Annotated in this window: 25 protein-coding genes; 12 read left to right on the top strand and 13 right to left on the bottom strand. The window is 57.9% G+C overall.

The features are described 5' to 3' along the window. Window positions 1–7 precede the first annotated feature (7 nt). Genes gatB through gatC form a run of 3 tightly spaced genes read right to left on the bottom strand, consistent with a single transcriptional unit; the run spans window position 8 to window position 3,304 of the window. The gene (gene gatB, locus VRY85_RS12020; protein WP_414598838.1) at window positions 8–1,462 is read right to left on the bottom strand and encodes an Asp-tRNA(Asn)/Glu-tRNA(Gln) amidotransferase subunit GatB; all 1,455 of its coding nucleotides are present in this window, start codon (window positions 1,460–1,462) and stop codon (window positions 8–10) included. Continuing rightward, a complete protein-coding gene (gene gatA, locus VRY85_RS12015; RefSeq protein ID WP_414598837.1) occupies window positions 1,462–2,991 on the bottom strand; it encodes an Asp-tRNA(Asn)/Glu-tRNA(Gln) amidotransferase subunit GatA in 1,530 nt (509 codons plus the stop codon). The genes gatB and gatA overlap by 1 nt, the downstream gene beginning before the upstream one ends. Before the next feature lie 4 nt (window positions 2,992–2,995). Then, window positions 2,996–3,304: an Asp-tRNA(Asn)/Glu-tRNA(Gln) amidotransferase subunit GatC gene (gene gatC, locus VRY85_RS12010; protein WP_414598836.1), complete on the bottom strand. Its 309-nt coding sequence runs from the start codon at window positions 3,302–3,304 to the stop codon at window positions 2,996–2,998. 213 nt (window positions 3,305–3,517) lie between these two features. Here gatC and VRY85_RS12005 point away from each other — a divergent pair, with 213 nt between their 5' ends. Genes VRY85_RS12005 through rodA form a run of 5 tightly spaced genes read left to right on the top strand, consistent with a single transcriptional unit; the run spans window position 3,518 to window position 9,296 of the window. After that, window positions 3,518–4,561 carry a rod shape-determining protein gene (locus tag VRY85_RS12005; protein ID WP_414598835.1) on the top strand — a complete coding sequence of 348 codons (1,044 nt, stop codon included), beginning with the start codon at window positions 3,518–3,520 and terminating at the stop codon, window positions 4,559–4,561. A 60-nt stretch (window positions 4,562–4,621) separates the two neighbouring features. Further along, entirely contained in the window at window positions 4,622–5,512 is an 891-nt protein-coding gene (mreC, locus tag VRY85_RS12000) for a rod shape-determining protein MreC (protein WP_414598834.1), read from the top strand. Next, window positions 5,512–6,081, top strand: coding sequence for a rod shape-determining protein MreD (mreD, locus tag VRY85_RS11995; protein WP_414598833.1), 570 nt, complete (start codon window positions 5,512–5,514; stop codon window positions 6,079–6,081). Before mreC ends, mreD begins: the two co-directional genes overlap by 1 nt. Window positions 6,082–6,096: 15 nt before the next feature. After that, window positions 6,097–8,160 carry a penicillin-binding protein 2 gene (mrdA, locus tag VRY85_RS11990; RefSeq protein ID WP_414598832.1) on the top strand — a complete coding sequence of 688 codons (2,064 nt, stop codon included), beginning with the start codon at window positions 6,097–6,099 and terminating at the stop codon, window positions 8,158–8,160. Further along, window positions 8,157–9,296 carry a rod shape-determining protein RodA gene (rodA, locus tag VRY85_RS11985; protein ID WP_414598831.1) on the top strand — a complete coding sequence of 380 codons (1,140 nt, stop codon included), beginning with the start codon at window positions 8,157–8,159 and terminating at the stop codon, window positions 9,294–9,296. The genes mrdA and rodA overlap by 4 nt, the downstream gene beginning before the upstream one ends. Here the strand turns inward: rodA and mutY are convergent. Genes mutY through VRY85_RS11970 form a run of 3 tightly spaced genes read right to left on the bottom strand, consistent with a single transcriptional unit; the run spans window position 9,293 to window position 11,939 of the window. Beyond that, window positions 9,293–10,363 (bottom strand): A/G-specific adenine glycosylase, encoded by a 1,071-nt coding sequence (gene mutY / locus VRY85_RS11980; RefSeq protein WP_414598830.1) that lies wholly within the window; start codon window positions 10,361–10,363, stop codon window positions 9,293–9,295. The two genes, rodA and mutY, sit on opposite strands and share 4 nt — an antisense overlap. Window positions 10,364–10,365: 2 nt before the next feature. Further along, on the bottom strand, window positions 10,366–11,274 hold the full coding sequence (locus VRY85_RS11975; protein ID WP_414598829.1) for a cell division protein FtsX: 909 nt from the start codon (window positions 11,272–11,274) through the stop codon (window positions 10,366–10,368). After that, a complete protein-coding gene (locus VRY85_RS11970) occupies window positions 11,271–11,939 on the bottom strand; it encodes a cell division ATP-binding protein FtsE (RefSeq protein ID WP_414598828.1) in 669 nt (222 codons plus the stop codon). Before VRY85_RS11970 ends, VRY85_RS11975 begins: the two co-directional genes overlap by 4 nt. A 156-nt stretch (window positions 11,940–12,095) precedes the next feature. On the opposite strand from VRY85_RS11970, the gene VRY85_RS11965 reads away from it, so the two are divergent. The 5 genes from VRY85_RS11965 (at window position 12,096) to VRY85_RS11945 (ending at window position 16,992) form a co-directional block, all read left to right on the top strand. Continuing rightward, window positions 12,096–13,112, top strand: coding sequence for an amino acid ABC transporter substrate-binding protein (locus tag VRY85_RS11965; protein ID WP_414598827.1), 1,017 nt, complete (start codon window positions 12,096–12,098; stop codon window positions 13,110–13,112). A 113-nt stretch (window positions 13,113–13,225) separates the two neighbouring features. After that, complete coding sequence (locus VRY85_RS11960; RefSeq protein WP_414598826.1) at window positions 13,226–14,392, top strand: amino acid ABC transporter permease; 1,167 nt, start codon at window positions 13,226–13,228, stop codon at window positions 14,390–14,392. Window position 14,393: 1 nt separating this feature from the next. Then, window positions 14,394–15,485, top strand: a complete 1,092-nt coding sequence (locus VRY85_RS11955) for an amino acid ABC transporter permease (RefSeq protein WP_414598825.1) — start codon at window positions 14,394–14,396, stop codon at window positions 15,483–15,485. Window positions 15,486–15,508: 23 nt separating this feature from the next. Beyond that, entirely contained in the window at window positions 15,509–16,249 is a 741-nt protein-coding gene (locus VRY85_RS11950; protein WP_414598824.1) for an amino acid ABC transporter ATP-binding protein, read from the top strand. A gap of 86 nt (window positions 16,250–16,335) precedes the next feature. Next, window positions 16,336–16,992: an OmpA family protein gene (locus VRY85_RS11945; protein ID WP_414598823.1), complete on the top strand. Its 657-nt coding sequence runs from the start codon at window positions 16,336–16,338 to the stop codon at window positions 16,990–16,992. 96 nt (window positions 16,993–17,088) lie between these two features. Here the strand turns inward: VRY85_RS11945 and thiC are convergent, their stop codons facing one another. Next, entirely contained in the window at window positions 17,089–19,002 is a 1,914-nt protein-coding gene (gene thiC / locus VRY85_RS11940; protein WP_414598822.1) for a phosphomethylpyrimidine synthase ThiC, read from the bottom strand. A gap of 196 nt (window positions 19,003–19,198) precedes the next feature. After that, window positions 19,199–19,633, bottom strand: a complete 435-nt coding sequence (locus VRY85_RS11935; RefSeq protein ID WP_414598821.1) for a helix-turn-helix domain-containing protein — start codon at window positions 19,631–19,633, stop codon at window positions 19,199–19,201. Window positions 19,634–19,726: 93 nt separating this feature from the next. On the opposite strand from VRY85_RS11935, the gene VRY85_RS11930 reads away from it, so the two are divergent. Continuing rightward, a complete protein-coding gene (locus tag VRY85_RS11930; protein ID WP_414598820.1) occupies window positions 19,727–20,497 on the top strand; it encodes a helix-turn-helix domain-containing protein in 771 nt (256 codons plus the stop codon). Here the strand turns inward: VRY85_RS11930 and VRY85_RS11925 are convergent. Then, window positions 20,446–21,741, bottom strand: coding sequence for a D-amino acid dehydrogenase (locus VRY85_RS11925; RefSeq protein ID WP_414598819.1), 1,296 nt, complete (start codon window positions 21,739–21,741; stop codon window positions 20,446–20,448). The two genes, VRY85_RS11930 and VRY85_RS11925, sit on opposite strands and share 52 nt — an antisense overlap. A 165-nt stretch (window positions 21,742–21,906) precedes the next feature. Between VRY85_RS11925 and VRY85_RS11920 the strand changes: the two genes are divergently transcribed. Beyond that, complete coding sequence (locus tag VRY85_RS11920) at window positions 21,907–22,395, top strand: Lrp/AsnC ligand binding domain-containing protein (protein WP_414598818.1); 489 nt, start codon at window positions 21,907–21,909, stop codon at window positions 22,393–22,395. Window positions 22,396–22,466: 71 nt separating this feature from the next. Here VRY85_RS11920 and proB read toward each other — a convergent pair whose 3' ends face one another. From proB to rplU, 4 genes are all read right to left on the bottom strand, one after another. Further along, window positions 22,467–23,630 (bottom strand): glutamate 5-kinase, encoded by a 1,164-nt coding sequence (gene proB, locus VRY85_RS11915; protein ID WP_414598817.1) that lies wholly within the window; start codon window positions 23,628–23,630, stop codon window positions 22,467–22,469. 78 nt (window positions 23,631–23,708) lie between these two features. Beyond that, window positions 23,709–24,833, bottom strand: coding sequence for a GTPase ObgE (gene obgE, locus VRY85_RS11910; RefSeq protein WP_414598816.1), 1,125 nt, complete (start codon window positions 24,831–24,833; stop codon window positions 23,709–23,711). A 148-nt stretch (window positions 24,834–24,981) separates the two neighbouring features. Further along, entirely contained in the window at window positions 24,982–25,242 is a 261-nt protein-coding gene (gene rpmA / locus VRY85_RS11905) for a 50S ribosomal protein L27 (RefSeq protein WP_414598815.1), read from the bottom strand. A 27-nt stretch (window positions 25,243–25,269) separates the two neighbouring features. Continuing rightward, a complete protein-coding gene (rplU, locus tag VRY85_RS11900) occupies window positions 25,270–25,581 on the bottom strand; it encodes a 50S ribosomal protein L21 (protein WP_414598814.1) in 312 nt (103 codons plus the stop codon). Window positions 25,582–25,840 lie beyond the last annotated feature (259 nt).

The following is a 25,840-nucleotide window of genomic DNA, read 5'->3' as shown; positions in this document are numbered from 1 at the left end:
TTGTTGTTCAACCCAGTTTTTCTTTCAGCAGTTGGTTGACCTGCTGCGGGTTGGCCTTGCCCTTGGCGGCTTTCATGACTTGGCCTACCAGCGAGTTAAAGGCTTTCTGACGGCCCGCACGGTATTCCTCGACAATAGCCGGGTTCGCAGCCAGAACTTCGTCGATCATGGCGCTAATGGCGCCGGTGTCGCTGATCTGCTTGAGGCCACGTGCCTCGATGATGGCGTCGGGGTTGCCCTCGTGCTCACCTTCCCACATGGCGGCAAAGACATCGCGAGCCATTTTGTTGGAAATCGTGCCGTCAATGATGCGCCGGATAAGCTCTGCCAGCCTTTCGGGTGAGATCGGGCTGTCGGAGATTTCTCGTTCGTCGCGGTTCAGGGCGGCTGCGAGTTCCCCGAGTATCCAGTTGGCGCCCAGTTTGGCCTGGTCTTGAGGCAGGGCTGCGGCGACCTGCTCGAAGTAGTCGGCGGTGGCGCGATCCATGGTGAGTTGCGCCGCATCGTAGGCGGTCAGGCCGAGCTCGTCTTGGAAGCGTTGGCGTTTCTGCGATGGCAGTTCGGGCATGGAAGCGCGTACACGCTCGATCCATTCCGGCTCAACGACCAGCGGGGGCAGGTCGGGGTCGGGGAAGTAGCGGTAATCATGCGCATCTTCTTTGCTGCGCATGCTGCGTGTTTCATCGCGATCGGAATCGTAAAGCCGGGTTTCCTGCACCACAGTGCCGCCGTCCTCAATGAGTTCGATCTGGCGGCGTGCCTCGTACAGAATGGCCCGCTCAAGAAAACGAAAGGAGTTTACGTTCTTGATTTCGCAGCGAGTGCCGAATTCTTTCTGGCCGCGCGGCCGTACAGAGACGTTGGCGTCAACACGGAAGGAGCCTTCCTGCATATTGCCGTCGCAAACTCCCAGCCATACGACCAGGGCGTGTAGGGCGCGGGCATAGGCCACGGCTTCGGCTGCCGAGCGTAAGTCTGGCTCGGTGACGATTTCCAGCAACGGTGTGCCGGCACGGTTCAGGTCGATGCCGGTTGACGATTCGCCGTGAGGGCCGGTGAAATTCTCGTGCAGAGATTTGCCCGCGTCCTCTTCGAGGTGGGCGCGGGTGAGGTTAAGCGTTTTTTCTTCTTCACCGACAAAAAAGCGCAGCGAGCCGCCCTGTACGATGGGCACTTCCAACTGGCTGATCTGATAATTCTTGGGCAGATCGGGGTAGAAGTAATTCTTGCGTTCAAATTGCGAGCGTGGGGCGATGTGTGCGCCGACAGCCAGGCCGAAGACAATGGCACGCTCGACAGCGCCCCGGTTCATGACGGGCAAGCTGCCGGGCAGCGCCATATCCATGACGTTGGCTTGTGTATTGGGGGCCGCGCCAAAGCGGGTGCTGCTGTCCGAAAAGATTTTGGATTCGGTGGAAAGCTGGACGTGCGTTTCCAGGCCGATGACGATTTCCCAATCCATTATTGCTGTCCCGGAGTACGTTGATGCCAGTCGGTGGCCTGTTGGTAGCAATCCGCTACGGCGAGCAACTCGCCTTCGGTGAAGTAGTTGCCGATGATTTGCAGGCCGATGGGCAGGGGGCGTTCGGTGCCGAAGCCGCAGGGGACCGACATGGCCGGCAGCCCGGCCAGGCTCACGCCCAGCGTGTAGATGTCGGACAGCCAGTCGGCAATCGGGTCTTCGCGGTTGTCGCCTATGGATTTGGCGACGGTGGGTGTGACCGGCCCCATAATGACATCGCAATGCTGAGAGAAGGCCTGCTGGAAGTCGTCGGTAATCATGCGACGGACACGCTGTGCTTGCAGGTAGTACGCATCGTAATAGCCGTGGCACAGCACATAAGTGCCAACCAGTACCCGACGACGCACTTCTTCGCCAAAGCCTTCGAAGCGCGAACGGCTGGTCATGTCCTCGAGGTCGGTGTAGGACTCGGCGCGGTGGCCGAAACGTACGCCGTCGTAGCGGGACAGGTTGGTTGAGGCTTCTGCCGGTGCGATGACGTAGTAAGCCGGAATGGAAAGTTCCGTGCGGGGCAGGCTGATTTCAACCCGCACGGCGCCCAGCTCTTCAAATGTGCTCAGGGCGCGTTCGACAGCTTGGGCGACCTCTGGGGATAACCCCGTGCCGAAAAATTCCCGTGGTACGCCAATGCGCAGCCCTTCAAGCGGGCGACTGCCATTTTGTTGTTGCTTGGCCTGTGCTGCTTCGAAGCGTGCCCGGATGCGGCCCGGTGCATTGCTTGCGCCGTCGCAGTGTTCGAGGCTGGTGGAATCCAGCGGGTCGAAGCCTGTCATGGGTTCGAGAATGTCGAGTAAGTCGCGGGCGTGACGGGCGATCGGGCCGGCTTGGTCGAGGCTGGAGCCGTAAGCCACCATGCCCAGACGAGAAACCGTGCCGTAGGTGGGCTTGATGCCCGAGATACCGCATAGCGCTGCAGGCTGGCGGATGGAACCGCCTGTGTCAGTGCCAGTGGCAGCCATGATCAGCCCTGCGGCGACCGCTGCGGCTGAACCGCCTGACGAACCGCCGGGTACGGCAGAAAGATCCCAAGGGTTGCGAACCGGGCCGAAGTACGAGGTTTCGCTGCCTGAGCCCATGGCGAATTCGTCGCAATTGAGCTTGCCCAGGGAAACGGCGCCGGCATCGGCCAGGCGGCTAACGACGGTGGCGTCGAAGGGGCTGGTGTAGTTTTCCAGCATTCGGCTGCCCGCTGTGGTGCGCCACCCCTGAGTGACGAAAACATCTTTGTGAGCAATGGGAATACCGGCCAGAGGGCCAGCGTTGCCCGCTTTCAGCGCGGCGTCAACGTTGCGAGCCTGGGCCAAAGTGAGCTCAGGGTCGACATGCAGAAAGGCATTCAGGTCGGCATGGGATTCTATGGCGTCCAGTGCGCTGCGGGCGAGCTCAGTGGCGCTCAGGGAGCCGCCGTGCAGGGCGTCGCGCAGCGCTTGTATGCTGGAGAACTGGGTGTGCAAGGGAAGTTTTGCCATTCGTTTACTCAATGACCGTGGGCACGAGGAACAGGCCTTCGGCCTGGGCAGGGGCGTTGGCCATTTGTGCGTCACGCTCTGCTTCTGTGAGTGTGGCCGCCGCAATGTCGTCGCGCAGGCGCAGCTGGATGTCCTGATGTGCCGACAGCGGGTGAGCCATGGGTTCGACCCCTTGAGTATCCACCGCTTGCAGACGGGCCATCAGCCCGAGAATCTTGGTGAGATCCTTCTGAGTCTGTGCGGTGTCGTCGGGCGAAAGTTGTATGCGTGCCAGTTGGGCGATGCGCATGACGTCTTGCTCGGAAATTGCCATGGTTTTTTTGACCGGGGGTTGCCTGCGGGGAAAATTAAATGTCACGGTACATGCAAAGGGTTACTGAAGACCGTGATTTGATGCTAACAAACATCAATTATAAGTTATCATTCTTCGTTTGATCGGATAGTCCGGCTGCCATTCGGTTGCGGCCAGTAGTGCATCCCCTCGCCCGGACACGCCGAGTTCTCCACATTCAGATCTCTGACTCCCATGTTCGGATTCCTCCGTAGTTATTTTTCCAGCGATATGGCGATCGACCTCGGTACCGCCAACACCCTGATTTACGTTCGGGGCAAAGGTGTCGTGCTCGATGAGCCTTCGGTAGTCGCCATCCGGCAGGAAGGCGGCCCAGGTGGCAAGCAAATCATCCAGGCAGTCGGCCGTGAGGCCAAGCAGATGCTGGGCCGGGTGCCCGGCAATATCGAAGCCATACGGCCCATGAAGGACGGTGTCATCGCCGACTTCACCGTCACCGAGCAAATGCTCAAGCAGTTCATTCGCATGGTGCATCCGCGCAGCATGTTTGCGCCCAGCCCGCGCATCATCATTTGCGTGCCCTGCGGTTCTACTCAGGTGGAGCGGCGTGCCATTCGCGAATCCGCCATGGGGGCGGGCGCCAGCCAGGTTTATCTCATCGAAGAGCCCATGGCAGCTGCCATCGGCGCTGGTCTGGCCGTGTCTGATGCCAGCGGCTCCATGGTGGTGGACATCGGCGGCGGTACCACTGAAGTCGCCATCATTTCCCTTGGCGGCATGGTGTACAAGGGTTCTGTGCGGGTGGGTGGCGACAAATTCGATGAAGCCATCATTAACTACATCCGCCGCAACTACGGCATGCTCATTGGCGAACCCACGGCCGAACTCATCAAAAAGGAAATCGGTTCCGCATTCCCCGGGTCGGAAATCAAAGAGCTTGAAGTCAAGGGGCGCAACCTTTCCGAAGGCGTGCCGCGCAGCTTTACGGTTTCATCCAACGAGATCCTGGAATCTCTTACCGATCCGCTCAATCAGATTGTGTCTGCGGTCAAGACAGGGCTGGAACAGACTCCTCCGGAGCTGGGTGCCGACATTACCGACAAGGGCATTGCCCTGACTGGCGGCGGAGCACTGTTGAGCGACCTTGATCGCCTGCTGCAGGAAGAAACGGGCCTGCCGGTGGTGGTTGCAGAAGACCCGCTCACCTGCGTGGTGCGCGGTTGCGGCGAAGCCCTTGAGCATCTCGAAAAGCTGGGCAGCGTCTTCATTTACGATTGATCGCGGGATTGCACCGCTGTCGGGCGCGGTCAGGCGTGACAGCGGTTTTAAAACAGACTCATGCAGGAAAACGGCTCGTTGAAGTTGTTCAAGCACGGCCCGACAGCCGAAGTTCGGCTGTTCGTGCTGGTTTTTCTTGCGCTTGCCCTATTGGTGGTTGATGCCCGCTGGGCCACGCTGGAACCTGCGCGTCAGGGTATTTCTGTGCTGCTGTACCCCTTCCAGCGCATCATGCTGGCGCCACGTGACGGCGTGGCGCGGGTGAAGGGCTGGGTCGATGCGGCCAATGAAATGCACTTCGAGAAGGAAGCCATACAGCGGCAGCGGATCGAGCTGGCGCAAATGGCCACTCATGCCGCGCAGTTGGCGGCCGAGAATGAGCAGTTGCGGCGCCTGTTGAATGTGCCCGAGACCGTCACACAGCCGGCCGTCGCTGTGGAGGTGCTGTTCGAGCCCACTAGCGCGTTCAATCACCATTTGGTTTTCAATAAGGGCGGTTCCAACGGCATTCTGCCCGGCATGCCCGTGATTGACGAAGGCGGGGTGGTGGGGCAGATCGTGCGCACCACGCCCTTCACGTCTGAAGCGGCGCTCATTACCGACGATAAACTCTCTATTCCTGTACAGATTCTACGTAACGGTTTGCGGCTTATCGCTTTTGGGGGCGGGGCCGACGGCAAGATGGAAGTTCGCTACCTGACTGCGGGGGCGGATATTCAGCCGGGTGATGAGCTCGTGACGAGCGGGATCGGCGGGCTCTTTCCCGCAGGTTTGTCGGTAGCGCGTGTAGACAGCGTGCACCGGGACTCTGCTACCGGCTTTGCCATGGCATTGGCTTCACCGCTGGCTCACCCCGAGCGTCATCGCCATTTTCTTGTTCTACAGGTCGATGTTGAGGCGGCGCGGCGTCACAAAGAGGCGCTGAATGGCGGCTCTGGAGGGCTGCGCTGATGGTTCGCCGGGTCAAAGTCGAAGTTACCAGCAAGAAAACTGGGCTGTCATCACTGGAGCCCATTGATACGACTCCTTTTCGGCGCACGGCCAGCCCTGCTTTTATATGGTTAACCGTGTCATTGGTCTGGCTGTTTTCTCTGCTTCCCTGGCGGGTATGGCAGCCGGCACCCGACTTATTGCTGCTTGTCATTGCTTATTGGTGCATGAATGAGCCCCGCCGTATTGGCATGGGCACCGCTTTTGTTTTTGGCTTGCTGATGGACGTTCACGATGGCGGGCTACTGGGCGTGCATGCTCTGACTTATACACTGGCGGCTTACGGCACCCTGGTGTTGTCGCGCCGTTTGCAGCGCTTCAATTCCGTGGTCCAGTGCCTGCACATATTGCCGGTGTTTGTCATCGCCAAGTCGGCCAGCCGCCTTATAGAAGCATGGCTGGCGGGCGAGTGGTTAGGGTGGGGCTGGCTGTGGTCGGCTTTCCTCATGGCGCTGTTATGGCCGTTGGTCGATGTGCTGTTGCAGATGCCGCAGCGTCGCCTTGTTGAAGGCGACGGCGGTCCGGTTTAACGGCGGCGCACCAGCATGTTCGAATTCAAAAAGACCAGTCAGATTCAGCGCAAGCGCATGCTGGTGCGCGTGTGGGTGGCAGGCCTTTTCGCCTTGGTGTGTTTTTGCCTGTTAGGTGCGCGTCTGTGGTATTTGCAGGTCGTCCGTTACGAAGGGCTGTCTGCACGCGCAGAGCAGAACCGCATTACCGTCGTACCCATTCCGCCACGCCGTGGCGAGATTGTGGATCGCAACGGCATCGTGCTGGCAAGTAATCACCGCGATTACACGCTATCGGTCGTGCCCGCTCAGGTGCAGGGCGATATGGGCGAATTGCTTGACCAGATTGGCGAATTGGTGGAGCTCAGCCCGCGCGATCGTCGCCGCTTCCTGCAAAATGTAAAGCAGAGCGGGCGTTACAGCGATATTCTGCTGCGCAACAATCTGAGCGATGACGAAGCTTACTGGTTTGCCGCAAATGCCTGGCGCTTCCCCGGCGTGGAACTCAAGGCTCGCTGGGTGCGAGAGTATCCTCATGGCGAGAGCGCTGCCCATGTGCTGGGTTATGTGGGGCGGATTTCCGAAGCCGATCTGCAAAGACTTGAAGAAAAGGGCCGGTTGGGGAACTATCGCGGCACTCATATCATTGGCAAGAAAGGCATAGAAAGCACCTGGGAAGAAGTGCTGCACGGGCGTACAGGGGTGGAGGAAGTTGAAGTTACGGCATCTGGGCGGCCGGTGCGCACGTTGAGTCGTATTGATCCCGAACCGGGCGCCAATCTGCGCCTGTCTCTGGACATTCATCTGCAAAAGATGATTGAGAAAGAGTTTGAAGGGCGGCGGGGAGCCTTGGTGGCGATTCATCCGCCGTCTGGTGAAGTACTGGCTTTTGTTTCGGCGCCTTCTTTTGACCCCAATCTATTTGTCGATGGCATTGATGTCGAGAACTGGAAGCGGCTGAACGAGTCGCCTGATCACCCTCTAGTGAACCGGCCTTTGACCGGCACCTACCCGATTGGCTCGACCTACAAGCCGTTTGTGGCACTGGCGGCGCTGGAGATGGGCAAGCGCAACCCCAAGGAGCGGATTCACGACCCAGGCTATTTCGAGTTGGGCGGGCAGCGCTTTCGTAATGCCGGCGGGGCGGCTTACGGCCCTACCGACATGCACAGGGCGATTGTGGTGTCGTCTGATACTTATTTCTTTTCCCTGGGGCCGGAAATCGGTGTAGACGCCCTGCACGATTTTTCCAAACAGTTTGGCTTTGGCCAGCGAACAGGTATTGATTTGGATGGAGAACGGCGCGGCATTTTGCCTTCAACAGAATGGAAGCGCAACGCATACAAGAAACCGTCTCAGCAGCGCTGGTATGCGGGTGAAACTGTGTCGGTGGCGGTGGGGCAGGGCTACAACTCCTTTACGTTGTTGCAACTGGCCCAGGCCACTTCAGTGCTGGCAAATAACGGTGTATACATGCGGCCGCATCTGGTAGATGAAATCCACTGGCCGCGTTCCGGCGAAGTCGAGAAAACCGTAACCGAACCTTCTCATGTCATTGATCTTAAACCAGAAAACCTGGATATCATCCGTGACGCCATGGTGGATGTTGTGCGCAAAGGCACGGCCCGCCGTGTGTTCCAGGGGGCGGAGTACCAAGCGGCGGGCAAGACCGGCACCGCCCAGGTTTTCAGTTTGCGTGGCGCTCGCTACGACGCTGATGCCGTGGATGAGCGCTTACGCGATCATTCTCTCTTCATGGCCTATGCACCGATGGAAGATCCACAAATCGCCCTGGCAGTAATTGTGGAAAACGGCGGGTGGGGCACGACGGCGGCAGCACCGATTTCCCGTCGGGTCTTCGATTATTGGCTGGCACCCGAGCGTGTCGCGGCGCGGCAGGCAGCTCGTTTTCCTGCCGTCTATCAGCCGGCTCAGACTTTAGAGCCCGATCAGGAAGGCGCGGATGGTGAGTCGCCCGATGCCGCTGTGGCTTTCGAAGATTTACCGGCTTCCGTTTCCCCGGAGGACGAAGAGCCCGCTCGCACAGTACCGCTTGCGCCGCAGCCCGCCGTACGCTTGCAGCTCAGGAGCGTGGAATGAAGAAACGGGTTGCTCAGCAAGGTCTGAGGATATTGACTGCGTTTGACTGGCCGCTGCTGACCTTGCTGGTGATTATGTCGGTGGTGGGGCTGACCATCATGCATTCAGCGGTGGGCGGCACAGATTGGCGTTTCACGGATCAGGCGCGCAATTTTCTGATCGCGTTCTTTGCTATGTGGTGCGCGGCCATTTTGCCGCCTCCGTTGCTGATGCGGCTTTCTCCCTATGGGTATGTCATTGGTGTGGTGCTGTTGCTGGGTGTAGAGTTTTTCGGTGAAACCAGCAAGGGTGCAACACGCTGGCTGGACCTCGGCTTTGTGCGCATTCAGCCATCTGAAATGTTGAAGATCTCCGTGCCAATGATGTTGGCTTGGTATTTTCATAAAAACCAGGGCAATCTGCGCATTCGCGATTATCTTGTTGCCTCACTGCTTCTGGCTATCCCCTTTATCCTGATTGTGCGCCAGCCAGACCTCGGCACTGCCTTGTTAGTGTTTGCTAGCGGGTTCTGCGTCATCTATTTCGGTGGCCTGTCATTCCGGTTGCTGGTGCCTTTGTTCGTACTTGGGACGGCACTGATAGGCGGGGTCATCTATTACGAAGACAGAATCTGTCAGCCTGGGGTAGATTGGGTGGTGCTGCATGAATATCAGAAGCACCGTGTGTGCACGCTGTTGGATCCAAGCGTCGATCCGTTAGGTAGAGGATTTCACACCATCCAGTCCATGATTGCGATCGGCTCGGGCGGGGTGTACGGAAAAGGCTATCTAATGGGTACACAGGCGCATCTGGATTTCATCCCTGAACGAACGACTGACTTCATTTTCGCTGTTTTTGCCGAGGAATTCGGCCTGTATGGCGGCATTATGCTGCTGGCGCTTTACGGCTTGCTGATTCTGCGCGGGCTGCATATCGCCTTGCAGGCGCGCACCCAGTACGGGCGCCTGCTGGCGGGCGGTATGGCCATGATGTTCTTCGTATATGTATTCGTGAACATCGGCATGGTGACGGGTATTTTGCCGGTAGTGGGCGTGCCGCTGCCTTTTCTCAGTTACGGCGGAACGGCGTTGCTGACGCTTGGCGTTGCCGGCGGGGTTTTAATGAGTATTAGCCGCTACCAGCCGCCACGCAATTAAGCCTCACGCTCAGATAGCGGCTCCAGCAGCATGCGCACAGGGGCGGGCAGAGCAATATGGGTTAACTGTTCGAAAGGCGTCCAGGTTTGTTCGGGAAGCCATTCCGCCACGCGCTGCGGTGTCTCGACCAGCCACGGTTCGATGTGCAGGCGGAAATGCGTGAATGTGTGCACAAACGTTGCCATGCGCCCTGAGTCGGGCACCACTATGCCTTGGCTGATGCAGGCTTGTTCCAGCATTTGCGGGCTGTCAAAGCGCGGCAGGCTCCATAAGCCGCCCCACACCCCGGTTTGAGGCTGTTTTTCCAGCAAAACATGATTGTTGCCATGCAGAATCAGCATGGCGCAGTGCCGGTCGGGGATGCTGCGTCGGGGGCGCGGCTCAGGCAGCTCGCGCTGCAGGCCCAGGCGTTTTGCCTCGCAGTCGCCGGCCAAGGGGCAGGCTTCGCATTTGGGTATGCCGCGGGTGCAAAGTTGAGCACCAAGATCCATCAGGCCTTGTGTATAGGCCGTCATATCGAGGTCTACCGGTGCCAGCTCAAGGGCGGCTTCAGCCAGGCTCCATAAGCGTTTTTCAACCGCTCTCAGGCCGGGGTAGCCGCGCACGCCAAAAAAACGTGTGAATACGCGTTTGACGTTGCCATCCATGATGGGAGAGCGCTCGCCGTAGGCGAAGGCGGCTATGGCCGACGCCGTAGAGCGCCCAATGCCGGGCAGCTCGGCAATGGCCAGTGAGTCCGCCGGGAACCGACCGCCGTGGTCTGTGACCAGAACTTGGGCGCAGCGGTGTAGGTTGCGGGCACGGGCGTAGTAGCCCAGGCCTGCCCAGTAAGGCATGACGTCTTCCTGATCGGCGTCTGCCAATGTTTGAAGGTCGGGAAAACGCTCCAGGAAACGTAGGTAGTAAGGGATGACTGTCCCGACCTGAGTCTGCTGAAGCATGATTTCAGACAGCCAGATGCGGTAGGGATCGCGGGTATTCTGCCAAGGTAGGTGCCGGCGGCCTTGCCGGCGCTGCCAGGCACACACGCGCATGGCGAGATCAGCGATGCCAAGAGTAGATGCCATGCTCAGAAATGCGTGTTGCGATTGACAGACCAACGCGCAGAAAGGGCGCCCAGGATGGCGATGACAACACCCGCCAATAACAGGCTGACACTATCGGGCAGTCGTAGCGAGAGCTCGGTGCCGTAACTGCTCGCCAGGCGGTTAAGGGCTGTATTGAGAGGCTGTAGCGCGACCCAGGCGGTGATGGTAGCCAGTGCCGAAGCAAGCAGGCCTGTAAGCGCCCCTAGGTATAGAAAAGGGCGCCGCACAAAGGATTCCGTGGCCCCCACCAAGCGAGCAATGGCGATTTCTTCTCGCTGATTAAGCGCTTGCAGCCTGACCGTATTGAAAACGGTAGCCAGTACCACCACGGCTACGCCAAACGCCAAAAGCCACAGGCCGATGCCGAGGAAATCCAGCAGCGATTGCAGCCTCTGCACCCATGCGCTGTCCACTTGCACGGTATCGACGGCATCGAGCTCGCTCCATTGCGCGCTCAGTTGTGCGCTGGTGGAAGCGATGTCGGCATGCTGGCGCAGTGTGACGACGATGGCATGAGGCAGGGGGTTATCGGGCAGAACGGCCAGCGCGTCCGACCAAGCTGGCTGGCGGCGGAGTTCAGCCAGTGCTTGTTCACGGTCGATCACTTCCAGGGTGTCGATATGTTCTGCATGCCGTTGCCTGAGCTCCGCACCGAGTTGTTCCGCCGATGCCAGCGGGGTGGAGCGATCCAGATAAAGCGTGACTTCGGCTGACACGGGAATTTGCCGCACAACCGGCTGGGCGGTGTCGAGTATGGCGGCCACGACGATGGGCACGGCCAGGCTCAGGCTGATAACCAGAATATTGCACAGCGATGAAAAAGGCTGGTTGGCCAGGCGACGCAAGGCAACAGCTAGAGCATAACGGTGTTGATATAACCAGCGTTTCATCCTGCCCCCGGTGTATCGGTGAAACGCCCGCCTTCAATGCGCATGGTGCGGTTTGCGTAGGCAGACATCAAGCGGCGATCGTGAGAGGCGATCAGGGTGGTGACGCCGACCCGATTGAAATCGCGGAACACGTCCATGATGCGGCGGGCACTGTCTTCATCGAGGTTGGCAGTGGGTTCGTCGGCGATCAGGATGGATGGGCGGTTGACGATGGCACGGGCAATGGCCAGGCGCTGTTGTTCGCCCCCCGACATTTCTATCGGGTTCAGGTCTTCCTTGCCCGACAGCCCGACTTTTTCCATGGCAGCGCGGGCCCGAGACATAGCCTGCGCGGGCGGATGACCGGCCACAGCCAAAGGCAGCAAAACATTCTGAATGGCGTTGCGATCATAAAGCAAGTGCATGTCCTGCAAGATGACGCCGATGGCGCGGCGCAAATAGGGGCGGGCGCGGGCAGGCATGCGATCGCTGCGGCGACCATTGACCAGAGTGGCGCCCCGGCTTGGGGGTTCGAGCCCGCCTATGAGTTTGAGCAAGGTGGATTTCCCCGCACCCGAAGGCCCGGAGACGAAAACGAATTCGCCTTGCTGGATGCGGAAATTCACGTCAGCGAGAATATTGCGACCGCGTCCGTAGGACTTGAACACATGCTGGAATTCGATCATAGGGCCGTGGTGGCCACGCAGACGCGGCCCTGGTTACACCGGAGTCTCAAGGGATATCCCCCATGTTGCGAGCGGTATGCAAGCGGCTACATTTGTGAAGCCACAGACATTCATTGTATGTCATGAGCAGCCATAACGATAAAGGTAGGAGACCCCATGAAACTAAAAACAGCGTTGGCGGTTGGTGCATCATTATTGTGCATCGGAACCTCCGTCCAGGCCGGCGAAACTTTCGATGCGGTCAAGAGTAAAGGCTTCGTCCAGTGCGGTGTGCATACAGGGCTGCCGGGCTTTTCCATCGCCGATAGCAGGGGCGAATGGAGCGGCGTCGACGTAGACATCTGCCGCGCCATTGCCGCTATGGTGTTTGGCGATGCTTCCAAATACAAAGTGACTTCGGTCACCACCCAGCAGCGCTTTACTGCCCTGCAATCCGGTGAGATCGACGTCCTGACGCGCAACACTACAGCAACGGTTACGCGCGACACGACCCTGGGCCTGATGAGCGCCGGCATCAACTACTACGATAGCCAGGGCATCATGGTCAAAAAAGAAATCGGCGTATCCAGCGCTAAGGAACTCGATAACGCCACAGTGTGTGTACAGCCCGGCACCACCACCGAACTCAACTTGGCCGACTGGTTCCGCGCCAACGGCCTGACCTTCACGCCGGTTGTCATCAACAGCCCCGATGAAGCCATGCGTTCGTATGAAGGCGGGCGCTGCGATGCCTTCACAACAGATAAATCCGGTCTGGCAACAGTGCGTTCCACTCTGCCAAACCCTGATGACCACGTCATTCTGCCGGAAGACTTCTCCAAAGAGCCGCTTGGCCCGATGGTTCGTCAGGGCGACGACGAATGGTTCATGATTGTCCGCTGGGCGCTGAACGCGATGCTTGAAGCCGAAGAATACGGCATCACGTCTGAAAACGTCGACGAAATGACCAAAAGCGACAACCCCAATATCCAGCGCATTCTGGGTGTGACCGGGGAAATGGGCAAAGGTATGGGCATTGATAATAAGTGGGCCTATAACATCATCAAGCAAGTGGGTAACTATGGTGAGTCCTTCGATCGCAACATCGGGGCTTCTTCACCGATGAAGCTGGAGCGTGGTCTGAACGCCCAGTGGAAAGATGGTGGTTTAATGTACGGCTGGCCCATCCGTTAATATCTGGCTGAGCATAGCGTGGCGGGCCGCTGGTACTGGGCCCGCCCGCAGCGACCAAACGGTCGGTTCGTGCTTTCCCTGCTCGCAACAGCATGACAAGAAAAAATACATCCATGTCGGCGCCCACGAGGCGGCGGCTCTCCTGGAGTGATCCTGCCACGCGCGCACTGCTGTATCAGGTGGTGGTCGTCGGGCTGGTGGGCTTTGCGGTTTGGTATCTGGTTTCCAATACCTTACATAACCTTTCTGTACGCAATATCTCCACGGGCTTTGGTTTTCTCAACCGGGAAGCGGGCTTCGCTATCGGGGAATCCCCTGTTTCTTATAGCCCTGCTGACACCTACGCGCGGGCCATCTGGGTAGGCCTGCTGAATACGTTGCGGGTGTCGGTGGTGGGTATCGTCCTGGCAACTCTGTTGGGCACGCTGATCGGCATTGCACGCTTGTCCAAGAACTGGTTGGTATCGGGCGTTGCCGCGGTTTACGTAGAGGTCATGCGCAACATTCCTTTGTTGCTGCAGCTGTTCTTCTGGTACGCCATCATTACTGAAAACATGCCAGGCCCGCGCCAAGCGCTGAACCCGCTGCCTGGCGTGTTTTTGTCCAACCGTGGGCTCAAACTACCCGGATTGCAGGGTGATGCGCTCGACTGGATTATTGGCGGGCTGGCGGTGGCTATCGTATTGGTGATTATCGTCGCGCACTGGGCGCGCAAGCGCCAAGCAGCCACAGGCCAGATTTTCCCACTGGGTAGTGTGTCTGCGGCCTTACTGCTTGCTTTGCCATTGGCCGGCTGGGTCGCGGGCGGCGCCTCGCTGAATTTCGATATGCCGGAGCTCAAAGGGTTTAACTTCGTTGGCGGCATGACGCTATCTCCGGAGTTTTCCGCCTTGTTGCTGGGGCTGGTGATATACACGTCGGCGTTTGTTGCTGAAGTTGTACGTTCGGGCATACAGGCGGTTGGGCAGGGGCAATGGGAAGCCGCCCAGGCCCTGGGGCTGTCGCGTGCGCGTATGCTCAGACTGGTGATTTTGCCGCAGGCGTTGCGGGTGATTATCCCGCCCATGACCAGCCAGTATCTGAATCTCACAAAGAACAGTTCACTTGCGGTGGCTATCGGCTATCCCGATATCGTGTCGGTGGTGAACACCACGCTGAATCAAACCGGGCAAGCGATCGAAGGCATCCTCATCATCATGGCTGCCTACCTGACGGTCAGTTTGTCGATTTCGATTTTCATGAACTGGTACAACAAGCGCATTGCGCTGGTGGAGCGCTGACATGAATGCCAATTCAAGTGCCCAGATGCTTCCGCCTGCTTCCTCTATCGGGCGGCTGGCCTGGTTGAAAGAGAACCTGTTCTCGTCGCCGCTGAATACCTTGCTCACAGTGCTGGTTAGCTGGCTGCTTGTCATGGCGATTCCCGCCATGCTGGACTGGCTGTTCCTTGACGCGGACTTCACCTCTGACACCGCTCAGGAATGCCGCCAGGCGGCCGGAGCGTGTTGGGCTTTCATTGCCGAGAAACATCGATTGATTTTGTTCGGTGTGTACCCCTACGACGAGCAGTGGCGGCCATTGCTGGCTACTCTGGTACTGGTGGCAGCGCTGATCTGCAGTGCCATCCGCCTTTTCTGGAAGCCCTGGCTGGTCGTGATGTGGACACTGGCCCTGATCGCTGTGGCTGTGCTGATGTGGGGGGGAGTGTTCGGGTTATCCTATGTCGAAAATGATCGCTGGGGCGGTCTGCCCCTTACGCTCATTTTGTCCACCTTTGGTATTGCCTTCGCATTTCCCTTGGGGGTGTTGCTGGCCCTGGGGCGCCGCTCTCATATGCCGGCCATCAAGTCGTTGTGCATTATTTATATTGAATTGATCCGCGGAGTGCCGCTCATCAGCCTGTTGTTCATGTCGTCTGTAATGCTGCCGCTGTTTTTGCCCGAAGGCTTTACGATCGACAAGCTGCTGCGAGCGCAGATTGCCATCATTCTGTTTGCCGCCGCATATATTGCCGAAACCGTCAGAGGTGGCTTGCAAGCCATACCCAAAGGCCAGTATGAAGGGGCCGATTCCCTAGGTTTGAGCTATTGGCAGCAGACCAGGTTGATTATTCTGCCGCAGGCGCTGCGGGTCGTTATTCCGCCGCTGGTGGGTATATTCATCGCTCTTTTCAAAGACACGTCGCTGGTGGTCATCATAGGTATTTTCGATCTCACGCAAGCGGCCAAGGCGGCTATCGCCGATGCGGCTTGGCGCGGCTTCAGTGTGGAAGCCTATGTGTTTATCGCCGTGATCTATTTCATTTTCTGTTTTGCGATCTCCCGCTACAGCCAGGGTCTGGAACGTCACCTGGACAAGGGATATCAACGCTGATCAAGCGGAACAAGGAGTCGAGCATGTCCGAGGCCATCATCCGCCTTGAAAACGTTAACAAGTGGTACGGACAATTCCACGTATTACGCAACCTGAACCTGAATGTGGCGCCAGGCGAGCGTATTGTGATCTGCGGCCCATCAGGGTCAGGAAAGTCCACCATGATCCGTTGCATCAACCGGTTGGAAGAGCACCAGCAGGGGCGTATTGTGGTTGACGGCACCGAGCTCACAAGCGACCTTAAACATATCGAAACCATACGCCGCGATGTCGGCATGGTGTTCCAGCACTTCAACCTGTTTCCTCACCTTACGGTGCTGGAAAACCTCACGCTCGGCCCCATTTGGGTGCTGAAGAAGAGCAAGGCTGAAGCCGAAGCCAGTGCCATGAAGTATCTGGAACGCGTACGTATTCCCGAGCAGGCCGACAAATACCCCGGCCAGCTGTCGGGGGGGCAGCAGCAGCGGGTGGCCATTGCCCGCTCGCTATGCATGAATCCAAAAATCATGTTGTTCGACGAGCCGACTTCCGCTCTTGACCCGGAAATGGTCAAGGAAGTGCTGGATGTTATGGTGAGCCTGGCAGAAAAAAGTGGCATGACCATGCTATGTGTCACCCACGAGATGGGCTTTGCACGCAAGGTGGCCGACCGCGTTATTTTTATGGATCAGGGCGAGATCATTGAAGAAAATACTCCTGATGTTTTCTTCGATTCGCCGCAACACGAGCGTACGCAACTATTTCTCAAACAAATTCTGCACTAAACCAAATTTAACAATGCTGTTGGCGGGCTCTTGTTACGATGCTTCCCAGGCAGACACCTTGCCTGCGTAAAACAAGGAGAATCCGTATGAAAGTTTCGACGCGTATGACACGCTTAGCGTGTGGCTTGGGCGCATTGGCTCTTGCAGTGGGTTGCACTGCTACCGGAAGCCAGGGGGGCCGAACGGCCATTGGCGCAGGAACAGGCGCAGCTGTGGGCGCAGGCCTCGGTGCACTGATCGGCGACAGCAGCCGCGCTGCTGCGATTGGCGCCGGGGTTGGCGCTGTGGCTGGGGGTATCGTCGGTTACAACTGGTCGGGTGTGAAGAACGATGTTGAGCAGTCCGGCGCGTCCGGTCTGGGGGTTGATGTCACAGAAATGCCCGACGGTTCGTTGCGGGTCAATATTCCCAGCAATGTATCTTTCGACACGGGCAAATACGAACTGAAGCCTGCATTGCTACCCGTGCTTGACAGCGTAGCGCGTGCCTTGGTTCAGCACCCAGAGTTGCGTGCGGTATCCATTGGTCACACCGACAGTACCGGTTCCATGCAGGTCAACCAGACCTTGTCCGTTAACCGCGCCAACGCAGTCACCAATTACCTGGCTTCGCGTGGTGTGCCTCACGCCCATGTGAGGTCAGAAGGCCGGGGCCCGAACAACCCCGTGGCTGATAACTCGACAGCGGAAGGCCGTGCTATGAACCGCCGTGTAGAGCTCTACCTCTACGCCGTCCAACAGTAATAGCAGGTTTGAACCAGGGTGCCCGCAAGCGCCCCTGGTATTGCTAAATAGACTGTAATTTCGCAGGCCCTCAGATGTTCTGAGGGCCTGTTTCGTTTAGGTCCGGTGGTATAACTGGCTGCCGCTTTCTACAAACTCCAGTGCTTTCTCTTCCATGCCCTGCGTCAGGGCTGCCTGAGCGTCTATCCCTTGCTGCCGTGCGTACTCACGCACATCTTGCGTAATTTTCATGCTGCAGAAGTGGGGGCCGCACATAGAACAGAAATGCGCTAGTTTCATGGATTGCTTAGGCAAGGTTTCATCGTGGAACTCACGAGCAGTGTCAGGATCCAGGCCCAAGTTGAACTGATCTTCCCAGCGGAACTCGAAACGTGCTTTTGACAAGGCGTTATCACGGATGGCCGCACCCGGGTGGCCTTTGGCCAGATCGGCGGCGTGCGCGGCGATCTTGTACGTAATGATGCCGTCTTTGACGTCTTTCTTGTTGGGTAAACCCAGGTGTTCCTTGGGGGTGACATAGCACAGCATGGCAGTGCCATACCAACCAATCAAAGCGGCACCAATGCCAGAGGTAATGTGGTCGTACCCAGGGGCAATATCCGTGGTGAGCGGCCCCAGGGTGTAGAAGGGCGCTTCCTTGCAGTATTCCAGCTGCAAGTCCATGTTCTCCTTGATCATGTGCATCGGTACGTGGCCCGGGCCTTCTATCATGACCTGCACATCGTGCTTCCATGCGATTTGGGTCAGTTCTCCCAGTGTTTTCAATTCAGCGAATTGAGCTTCGTCGTTGGCGTCGTAGGTTGAGCCTGGACGCAAGCCGTCGCCTAGCGAGAAAGCGACATCGTAGGCTTTCATGATTTCGCAGATGTCCTCGAAGTGCTCGTACAGAAAGCTTTCTCGATGATGAGCCAGACACCACTTAGCCATGATGGAGCCGCCGCGTGACACAATGCCCGTCATTCTGTCGGCCGTCATAGGAATGAACGGCAGGCGCACACCCGCGTGAATGGTGAAATAGTCTACGCCTTGCTCAGCTTGTTCGATGAGCGTGTCGCGGAAGATTTCCCACGTCAGTTCTTCAGCCTTTCCATCCACTTTTTCCAAGGCCTGATAAATCGGGACGGTCCCCACAGGCACGGGCGAGTTACGCAATATCCATTCACGTGTTTCATGGATGTTCTTCCCGGTTGAAAGATCCATCACTGTGTCGCCCCCCCAGCGAATGGCCCAGGTCATTTTTTCCACTTCATCGGCAATACTGGAACCCAGTGCTGAATTGCCGATGTTGGCGTTGATTTTGACAAGGAAATTGCGGCCAATGATCATGGGCTCGCTTTCTGGGTGGTTAATGTTCGCAGGCAGGATGGCGCGTCCCTGTGCGATTTCGTCGCGCACAAACTCGGGAGTGATGGTGGAAGGAATGGAGGCGCCAAACGGCTGGCCAGGGTGTTGGTGGGTTAGGCGTTCCGCCAGTCGTGCACCGTGAGGCCCACTGGCATGAAGGCTTTCAAGATACTGTTCGCGCCGCAGGTTTTCACGGATCGCGACGAACTCCATTTCAGGCGTGATGATGCCGCGCCGCGCATAATGCATCTGTGTGACGTTGGCACCTGGCTTGGCGCGTAAGGGCTTGCGGGTGAGTTCAAAACGCATTGTGTCCAGCGAGGCGTCGGCAAGGCGTTCGCGTCCGAAGGCACTGCTGGGGCCATCCAGAACAAGAGTGTCGCCTCTTTCAGCAATCCAATTGCGGCGTAGCGCAGGCAGCCCTTTGCGAATGTCGATGCTGACGTTTGGATCGGTGTATGGGCCGCTGGTGTCGTACACCGTGATAGGCGGGTTGTGCTCCCCGCCAAAGCTGGTGGGGGTGTCGTCCTGTGCGATCTCGCGAAACGGTACGCGAATATCCGGACGACTGCCGGTGACGTAAACCTTGCGGGATTGAGGAAGGGGGGTAATGGCAGCCTGATCGACCGTAGCCGTCTCGGCAATGAAATGAGAAGAAGATTTCAAGAGATGCTCCATTGTTAGATTTATGGAGCCGAGCGGGAATGGTTTCCGTCTTGAAGAAGCCGTCTGCAGAACAAAGACGACGCTCCGCCACGGGTGCGCTCCCAGCATCGGCATTATCCGTACTGGTACGAAGGGTATTTCTCAACCCGCCTGTCTGTGGCGAGTACCCCTGCGTGGATGGAAGTATACAGAAAACCTAAACGCGGTTCTTCGTCGTGCGTTTCTCAAACATGGCAATCATTGCAGCGAGCGTGCTTTCAAGCATTTCGCGCTGGTCGGCAGAGAGCGCCCAGATACGGTCAGGATCAACGCCAGGAAAGGGCCAAGATGCACTTTGCAATGGAGTATCGGCGATTCGCGACGGCGCGGCCGGCTCCATGGGGCCCGTTCCCATCGCCAGCCAAGCGGCCTCGACATTTAAGGCTTCAGCAATGCGGAAAACATCTTTTGGGCTACGGCGGCTGTCGGTTTCGTAGTTTCCGATGGCGCCTTGCGACAGTCCACACAAACGCGCCAGCTCTTGCTGGGTGAGCTGGCGTAGATTCCTAGCGAAGCGAAGACGGTTGCCAAAAGTGTTCACAATCGTGATTGAACGGGTAAATGCAAACACATTGGTGATAACTGCAATCACGTTCGTGTTTGATTTGAGTTAGAGTAATCAGCGTCATCCGACCGAGGGGCGGTTATAAGCCGCACTGACTTTTGGTATCGCAAGGAACACGGTATGGCTGCAGGGTTCATACATCTCTTTCAGGAGGTAGAAGTTGCTGCAATGCAGCCGCTACAGGCAGAGTTGCTGAGGAAAGGCCTGGGTCTGCGTTTGTATGCGGGAATAGAGGCCTTGTGCGCTGCGGTAGAAAATGCCGCCGCGTCACCGGAGCCTCAAGTGGTTGTGCTGGTGGGTGAATCAGGAGTGTGTTGCCAAGCTGCACACGCCTTGAGGGCAGCCGCTCCGGCGGCTTCCATAATGACCTTACTGCCTTCCACAACTGAGGGTTCGCTGGTGCAGTGTTTGGGTAGCAGTATTGATACCTGCTGGCCCCAGTGTGCGCCTGTCGAGCTGATAGTGTCTGCCTTGCTCAGGCTGGTGGGGCGGGCGGGCTCCACAGAGCAGCCTCCGCAGGGGGTATGGAGATTGACATCGCGGGCTTGGGTTGTCCAAGCGCCCGGGGGGATTGAGGTTGAGCTAACAGCCGCCGAACGCGCCATTATGCTGACGCTTTACCACGCGCCAGGGCGCCGTGCCAGCCATGCCAGGCTGGTAGAAGCGATAGAAGGTATCGAATCCGACGGCGGGTGTTCGGCGGGCTATGCGGGGGCGGCTGCCCGCCGGTTGAGCGTATTGGTCAGCCGCTTGCGGCGCAAGTTCATTGCGGCGGGTACCGGCACGCCGATACGCTCAGTCAGGCGGGTAGGTTACGAAATTGGCGTAGAGTTCGCTAATCAGGCAGTGGCTGTCGCACCCGTTGTTAACGTGTCGGCTCCCGGCCCGTAGTAACGATACACCGATAAGTCCTGGTGCTGGATATCGGGTGTGCGCCCCGAAATAATATCTGCTAGCAGGCGGCCACTGCCGCAAGACATTGTCCAGCCAAGTGTGCCGTGCCCGGTGTTCAAATACAGGCCCTTGATAGGCGTTGCGCCGATAATCGGCGTGCTGTCGGGCGTTTTGGGGCGCAGTCCGGCCCAGAATTCCAACTGGCCGGGCTGCCGTGCGCCCGGGAATACGTCATCGACAACCATTTCCAGAGTAGCCTGGCGGCGCGGGTCCAGTCGCAAGTCATAGCCAACCACCTCGGCCATGCCGCCTACGCGAATCCTGTCATCAAAACGAGTCAGCGCGACTTTGTAGCTTTCATCCAGAAGGGTGGAGACGGGTGCGCGAGTTTCATCGGCCAGAGGCACTGTAATGGAATAGCCTTTCAGGGGATAGACGGGAATGCGCAATACGCCCTGCAGGAATCGGCTCGACCACGAGCCCAGCGCCAACACATAGGCGTCGGCTTTGATCTGACCCGCCCCCGACTGCACGCCGGCGACTGCGCCACCTTGAGTGTGCAGGGCATCAAGAGCTGTACCGTAGTGGAAACGTACGCCAGCCTGTTGGGCGAGCTCGGCCAGACGAATCGTGAACAGGTGGCAGTCGCCGGTTTCGTCATCAGGGGTACGTAAGCCCCCAACAAACTTGTGGGCGCTGGCTGCTAAACCCGGCTCCGCCGTGATCAGCCTGGAGGAATCCAGCAGTTCGTGCATGATGCCCGCTTCTGCCAGCGCTTGCATGTCTAGTGCGGCGGCGTCCAGTTGCTGCTGGGTCCGAAATAGCTGCAAGGTGCCCTGGCGGCGTCCTTCATAGCGGATACCGGTTTCATTACGCAATTGCTCCAGGCATTGGCGGCTGTAGTCGGAAATGCGCAACAGCCTTTCTTTATTAACCGCATACCGGGCGCTGGTGCAGTTGCGCCACATTTGGAACATCCATTGCAGTTGCGTGAGGCTGCCGTCGGGGCGAATCGTGAGGGGTGGGTGTTCGGCAAACAGCCACTTCAAGGCTTTGAAAGGAATGCCCGGGGCGGCCCATGGCGAGGAATAGCCAAAGGAAATCTGCCCTGCATTGGCAAAACTGGTTTCCAGAGCCGGGCCTTCCTGCCGGTCGTAGACATCCACTTCATGTCCGGCACGAGCCAAGTAATAGGCAGTTGTGATGCCGACTACGCCGGCGCCCAACACAGCGATCTTCATGACTTTGTCTCCAAAAGGTTCTACTATCTTACGAAAAAATCCATAGTGTTTTTTCGTATATATATTGAAAAACTAGTAAAAAATACTGATCCAAACTGAAAATCAGGCAGCAAGCAGGAATTCTTCCTGCGCTGGTCAGAACCACTGAATTAAGGAGAGAAAGGCATGAGAACCCGGCCCCACGGTGAAGTGTCCCTAGATAGGGTCGACCGCCATATATTGGAGTTGTTGCAGCAGGATGGCCGGATGTCCATGACCGAGCTGGCGGATAAAGTAGGGCTGACGGTCACGCCGTGCATCGAGCGGGTGCGGCGGTTAGAGCGTGAGGGCGTCATCACCGGCTACTACGCTAAGGTGTCGCCAGCGGCGCTGGGAGCAAGTTTATTGGTGTTCGTGGAAATTTCTCTTACGCATAAGTCCAGTCGCAGTTTTGAGGACTTTCGCAAGGAAATCCTGAGTATCCCTCAGGTGCAGGAATGCCATCTGGTGTCGGGGGACTTCGATTACATGGTGAAGGCGCGCATCGGAGAAATCGGGCAGTATCGCCGTCTGCTTGGGGATATTCTGCTGGCTTTGCCCGGTGTGACGCAGACCAAAAGCTGCATTGTCATGGAAGAAGTCAAAGAAATCACCCACATCCCGACTGGCATGTAGGTCGGGCGGCGGGCTTGTTTCTCCGGGGCCGGCGTGGCCGCCCACGGGGGCTTGCGCCGCCCGTATGGCTTTTAGGCAGAGGGGTTGGAGTCGCTAGGGCGGGCAACCACCATATTGTCGCGATGTATAAGTTCGGCGTCTGTCATGTGGCCGAGAATATCGGCGATACGATGGCTGGGCTGGCGCAGGATGCGGCGGGTGTCGCCTGCCGAGTAGTTGACTAGCCCACGTGCGAGTTCCTTGCCGTTCTCGTCCACACAGGCCACAACGTCGCCGCGTTCGAAATCGCCGCTTACTGCAGTGACGCCGATAGCCAGCAGGCTTTTATGACCATCGGTCAGTGCTTTGACCGCTCCCCGGTCGAGAGTCAGATGACCGCGCAGGCGTAAGTGGTTGGCCAGCCAGCGTTGTCGGGCGGAACGGATGGGTAGAACCGCTTGCAGTTCTGTGCCAATGCGCTCGCCCGATGCCAAGCGTTCCAGCACGTCGGGTTCGCGCCCGCTGGCAATGATGGTGTGGCCCCCACTGTTGGCAGCGCGTTTGGCTGCCAGCACTTTTGTCAGCATACCGCCGGTGCCGATGTTGCTGCCGGAGCCGCCCGCCATTTTCTCTAGCTTTGAGTCGCCTGCACGGGCCACGCTAATCAGTTCGGCGGATGGGTCTTTACGCGGGTCGGCAGTATACAGGCCCGACTGATCGGTAAGAATAATCAGGGTTTCAGCCTCGATGAGGTTTGTGACCAGGGCACCTAAGGTGTCGTTGTCGCCGAGACGGATCTCATCGGTGACAACGGTATCGTTTTCGTTAACGATGGGAACGACACCCAGAGCGAGCAGCGTATAGAGCGTACTGCGGGCGTTCAGGTAGCGCTTTCGGTCGGCCAAGTCTTCGTGGGTGAGCAGAATTTGAGCTGTGCGGATACCATGGCGCGCAAACGCGGCTTCATAGCCTTGCACCAAGCCCATCTGGCCGACAGCGGCAGCGGCTTGCAGTTCATGCATGGCGCTGGGGCGCCGGGGCCATCCCAGCCTGGCCATCCCTTCAGCAATGGCGCCGCTGGAAACCAGCACAATCTGGCGGTCTTGCGCATGCAGGGCGGCGATTTGCCTGGCCCACTGTTCGACAGCCTCAAGATCCAACCCGCGGCCTTCATTGGTCACCAGGGATGAGCCGACTTTAATGACCAGACGGCGGGCGTTTGTGGCGACGGGTGCAGTGTTTTTAAGATCGGACATGGGCGCAGCGGTGTAGCAAGGTTCAGCAAGAATACGCCTGCCGCAGCCGGGCAGGCAGTGGGGGCCGTTGTTCTGGGGTTAGCTCTGAGGCTCGTTGTTATCGGGGGTGGAGCGGGCAGGGTCGAAGCGCGGGTCGTCTTCGATATGTATGCCTTCAAGTTTGTCTTGGGCGATATTGTCGCGCTGTTTCTCAGCATCCAGCCAGTCCTGCAGCGCCCAGATAAGTTGCTGCGTGCCATCACCCGTCACGGCGGAAATGCCGAATACCGGGCCTTTCCAATCTAACAATTCACACAGCCGCTCTTGGGCAGCTTGCGGGTCGGCCACCATATCGAGTTTGTTCAGTACTAGCCAGCGAGGCTTTTCATAGAGAGTGGCATCGTAGCGGCGCAGCTCTTCTGTGATGGCACGCGCATCAATGGCGGCCTGTTCAATCGCGTCGAACTCTGGGTCGGGCGATGAAACATCGACAATATGCAGCAACACTCGTGTGCGGGACAGGTGGCGAAGAAAAAGGTGGCCTAGACCAGCGCCTTCCGACGCTCCTTCGATCAGGCCAGGGATGTCGGCGATGACGAAACTGCGGCTGGGCGAGGTGCGTACCACACCTAAGTTTGGGTGCAAGGTAGTGAAGGGGTAATCGGCGATTTTGGGCCGCGCATTCGACACTTTGCTGATGAGCGTGGATTTTCCGGCGTTGGGCAGGCCCAGCAGGCCGACGTCGGCCAGCACCTTGAGCTCCATGCGCAGGCGACGCTGTTGGCCCGGTTCACCGTATGTGAACTGGCGCGGTGCCCGATTGACACTGGATTTGAAATGCAGGTTGCCCAGGCCACCCTTGCCACCTTCTGCAAGCGTAGCTTTTTGCCCATGTTGGGAGAAATCCACCAATAGTTCGTCAGTGTCGGCATCGAAAATCATGGTGCCGACAGGCACTTTCAAGGTGATGTCGGCGCCCGCTGCGCCGTACTGGTCGGAGCCGCGGCCATGTTCACCATTTTTGGCACGTTGCAGGCGAGCGTAGCGGAAATCGACCAGCGTATTTACGTTGCGATCCGCAACAGCGTGGATGCTGCCGCCGCGACCGCCGTCACCGCCATCCGGGCCGCCTTTTGGGATGAATTTTTCGCGGCGAAAGCTCGCCACACCGTTGCCGCCTTTCCCGGCAATGACTTCTATGGTTGCTTCGTCGACGAACTTCATGGGATACCCACCTTGGATAGAGAAACTATTCTAATCAAAAACAAAAAGCCTCGCCGATGACGACGAGGCTCTTTCCAAAGCTTGCCGGGAAGACCGCAATGTGGCCGCCCGGACAGGCCTTGCTTCTGCTGCTGTGTTGACGCCGGAGTTATTCGGCGGGAACGACAGAGACAGTGCGCTTGTTCAGCGCGCCACTGATGTGGAACTTGACGTTGCCATCGACCAGTGAGTAGAGAGTGTGGTCCTTGCCGATGCCGACATTAACGCCCGGGTGGAACTGGGTGCCACGCTGACGGACAATGATGGAACCAGCGGAGATCAGTTGACCACCGAATGCCTTGACGCCCAAGCGTTTTGCCTGTGAGTCGCGGCCGTTTCGCGTAGAGCCGCCGCCCTTTTTCTGTGCCATGTTTAGCTCCTGATTACCTTAGGCCGATTAAGCCGAGATGGCTTCGATGCGCACTTCGGTGAAATTCTGGCGATGGCCTTGTGTGCGTCGGTAGTTCTTGCGACGGCGCATCTTGAAGACAGTGATCTTGGGATGACGGCCTTGTGCAAGAACGGTAGCCTTGACCACGGCGCCGTCGACGAAAGGCGTGCCAACTTTGATCTGCTCGCCTTCGCCGACCGACAACACCTGATCAAGCGAAATTTCTTGCCCAATGTCTGCCGGTATCTGTTCGATCTTGAGTTTTTGGCCGGGGGCAACACGGTATTGCTTGCCACCAGTTTTTATGACCGCGTACATGGGGGGTTCCTAAATATAAATAGATAAGCCTGGCGAAAAATGCCAAGCTCTTGATTTTATACTGTAAAGGTTGTTTAGGTCAAACTACTCGGTTTGCACATCAGCAAGGTACCCACAGGCTGCGGGGCCCCGCCAATAGGTAAAGCACCAGAACCGCGCGGATTCATGCCGGGCCTCTAAGCAAAATCCTTCTCAGTAAGCCGGGCGGTGAGCCTGTATAACAGGCTCACCGTGACTTGCTCTGTGCTTTTCTAAAGCT

Source organism: Achromobacter sp. F4_2707, assembly GCF_047501535.1.
Classification (GTDB): Bacteria; Pseudomonadota; Gammaproteobacteria; order Burkholderiales; family Burkholderiaceae_B; genus Yanghanlia.
The sequence above is the reverse complement of the archived record's forward strand: the minus strand, read 5'-3'. Positions and strand labels throughout refer to the sequence as shown.

Coding starts and splice junctions, on each gene's coding strand:
- gatA (WP_414598837.1), bottom strand. CDS start 2,991: ATGGCAAAACTTCCCTTGCACACCCAGTTCTCCAGCATACAAGCGCTG.
- gatB (WP_414598838.1), bottom strand. CDS start 1,462: ATGGATTGGGAAATCGTCATCGGCCTGGAAACGCACGTCCAGCTTTCC.
- VRY85_RS12005 (WP_414598835.1), top strand. CDS start 3,518: ATGTTCGGATTCCTCCGTAGTTATTTTTCCAGCGATATGGCGATCGAC.
- VRY85_RS11930 (WP_414598820.1), top strand. CDS start 19,727: ATGGCTGCAGGGTTCATACATCTCTTTCAGGAGGTAGAAGTTGCTGCA.
- VRY85_RS11975 (WP_414598829.1), bottom strand. CDS start 11,274: ATGAAACGCTGGTTATATCAACACCGTTATGCTCTAGCTGTTGCCTTG.
- rodA (WP_414598831.1), top strand. CDS start 8,157: ATGAAGAAACGGGTTGCTCAGCAAGGTCTGAGGATATTGACTGCGTTT.
- proB (WP_414598817.1), bottom strand. CDS start 23,630: ATGTCCGATCTTAAAAACACTGCACCCGTCGCCACAAACGCCCGCCGT.
- rpmA (WP_414598815.1), bottom strand. CDS start 25,242: ATGGCACAGAAAAAGGGCGGCGGCTCTACGCGAAACGGCCGCGACTCA.
- mreC (WP_414598834.1), top strand. CDS start 4,622: ATGCAGGAAAACGGCTCGTTGAAGTTGTTCAAGCACGGCCCGACAGCC.
- mreD (WP_414598833.1), top strand. CDS start 5,512: ATGGTTCGCCGGGTCAAAGTCGAAGTTACCAGCAAGAAAACTGGGCTG.
- VRY85_RS11960 (WP_414598826.1), top strand. CDS start 13,226: ATGTCGGCGCCCACGAGGCGGCGGCTCTCCTGGAGTGATCCTGCCACG.
- VRY85_RS11925 (WP_414598819.1), bottom strand. CDS start 21,741: ATGAAGATCGCTGTGTTGGGCGCCGGCGTAGTCGGCATCACAACTGCC.
- VRY85_RS11945 (WP_414598823.1), top strand. CDS start 16,336: ATGAAAGTTTCGACGCGTATGACACGCTTAGCGTGTGGCTTGGGCGCA.
- VRY85_RS11950 (WP_414598824.1), top strand. CDS start 15,509: ATGTCCGAGGCCATCATCCGCCTTGAAAACGTTAACAAGTGGTACGGA.
- VRY85_RS11955 (WP_414598825.1), top strand. CDS start 14,394: ATGAATGCCAATTCAAGTGCCCAGATGCTTCCGCCTGCTTCCTCTATC.
- VRY85_RS11920 (WP_414598818.1), top strand. CDS start 21,907: ATGAGAACCCGGCCCCACGGTGAAGTGTCCCTAGATAGGGTCGACCGC.
- obgE (WP_414598816.1), bottom strand. CDS start 24,833: ATGAAGTTCGTCGACGAAGCAACCATAGAAGTCATTGCCGGGAAAGGC.
- mutY (WP_414598830.1), bottom strand. CDS start 10,363: ATGGCATCTACTCTTGGCATCGCTGATCTCGCCATGCGCGTGTGTGCC.
- mrdA (WP_414598832.1), top strand. CDS start 6,097: ATGTTCGAATTCAAAAAGACCAGTCAGATTCAGCGCAAGCGCATGCTG.
- VRY85_RS11970 (WP_414598828.1), bottom strand. CDS start 11,939: ATGATCGAATTCCAGCATGTGTTCAAGTCCTACGGACGCGGTCGCAAT.
- rplU (WP_414598814.1), bottom strand. CDS start 25,581: ATGTACGCGGTCATAAAAACTGGTGGCAAGCAATACCGTGTTGCCCCC.
- gatC (WP_414598836.1), bottom strand. CDS start 3,304: ATGGCAATTTCCGAGCAAGACGTCATGCGCATCGCCCAACTGGCACGC.
- VRY85_RS11965 (WP_414598827.1), top strand. CDS start 12,096: ATGAAACTAAAAACAGCGTTGGCGGTTGGTGCATCATTATTGTGCATC.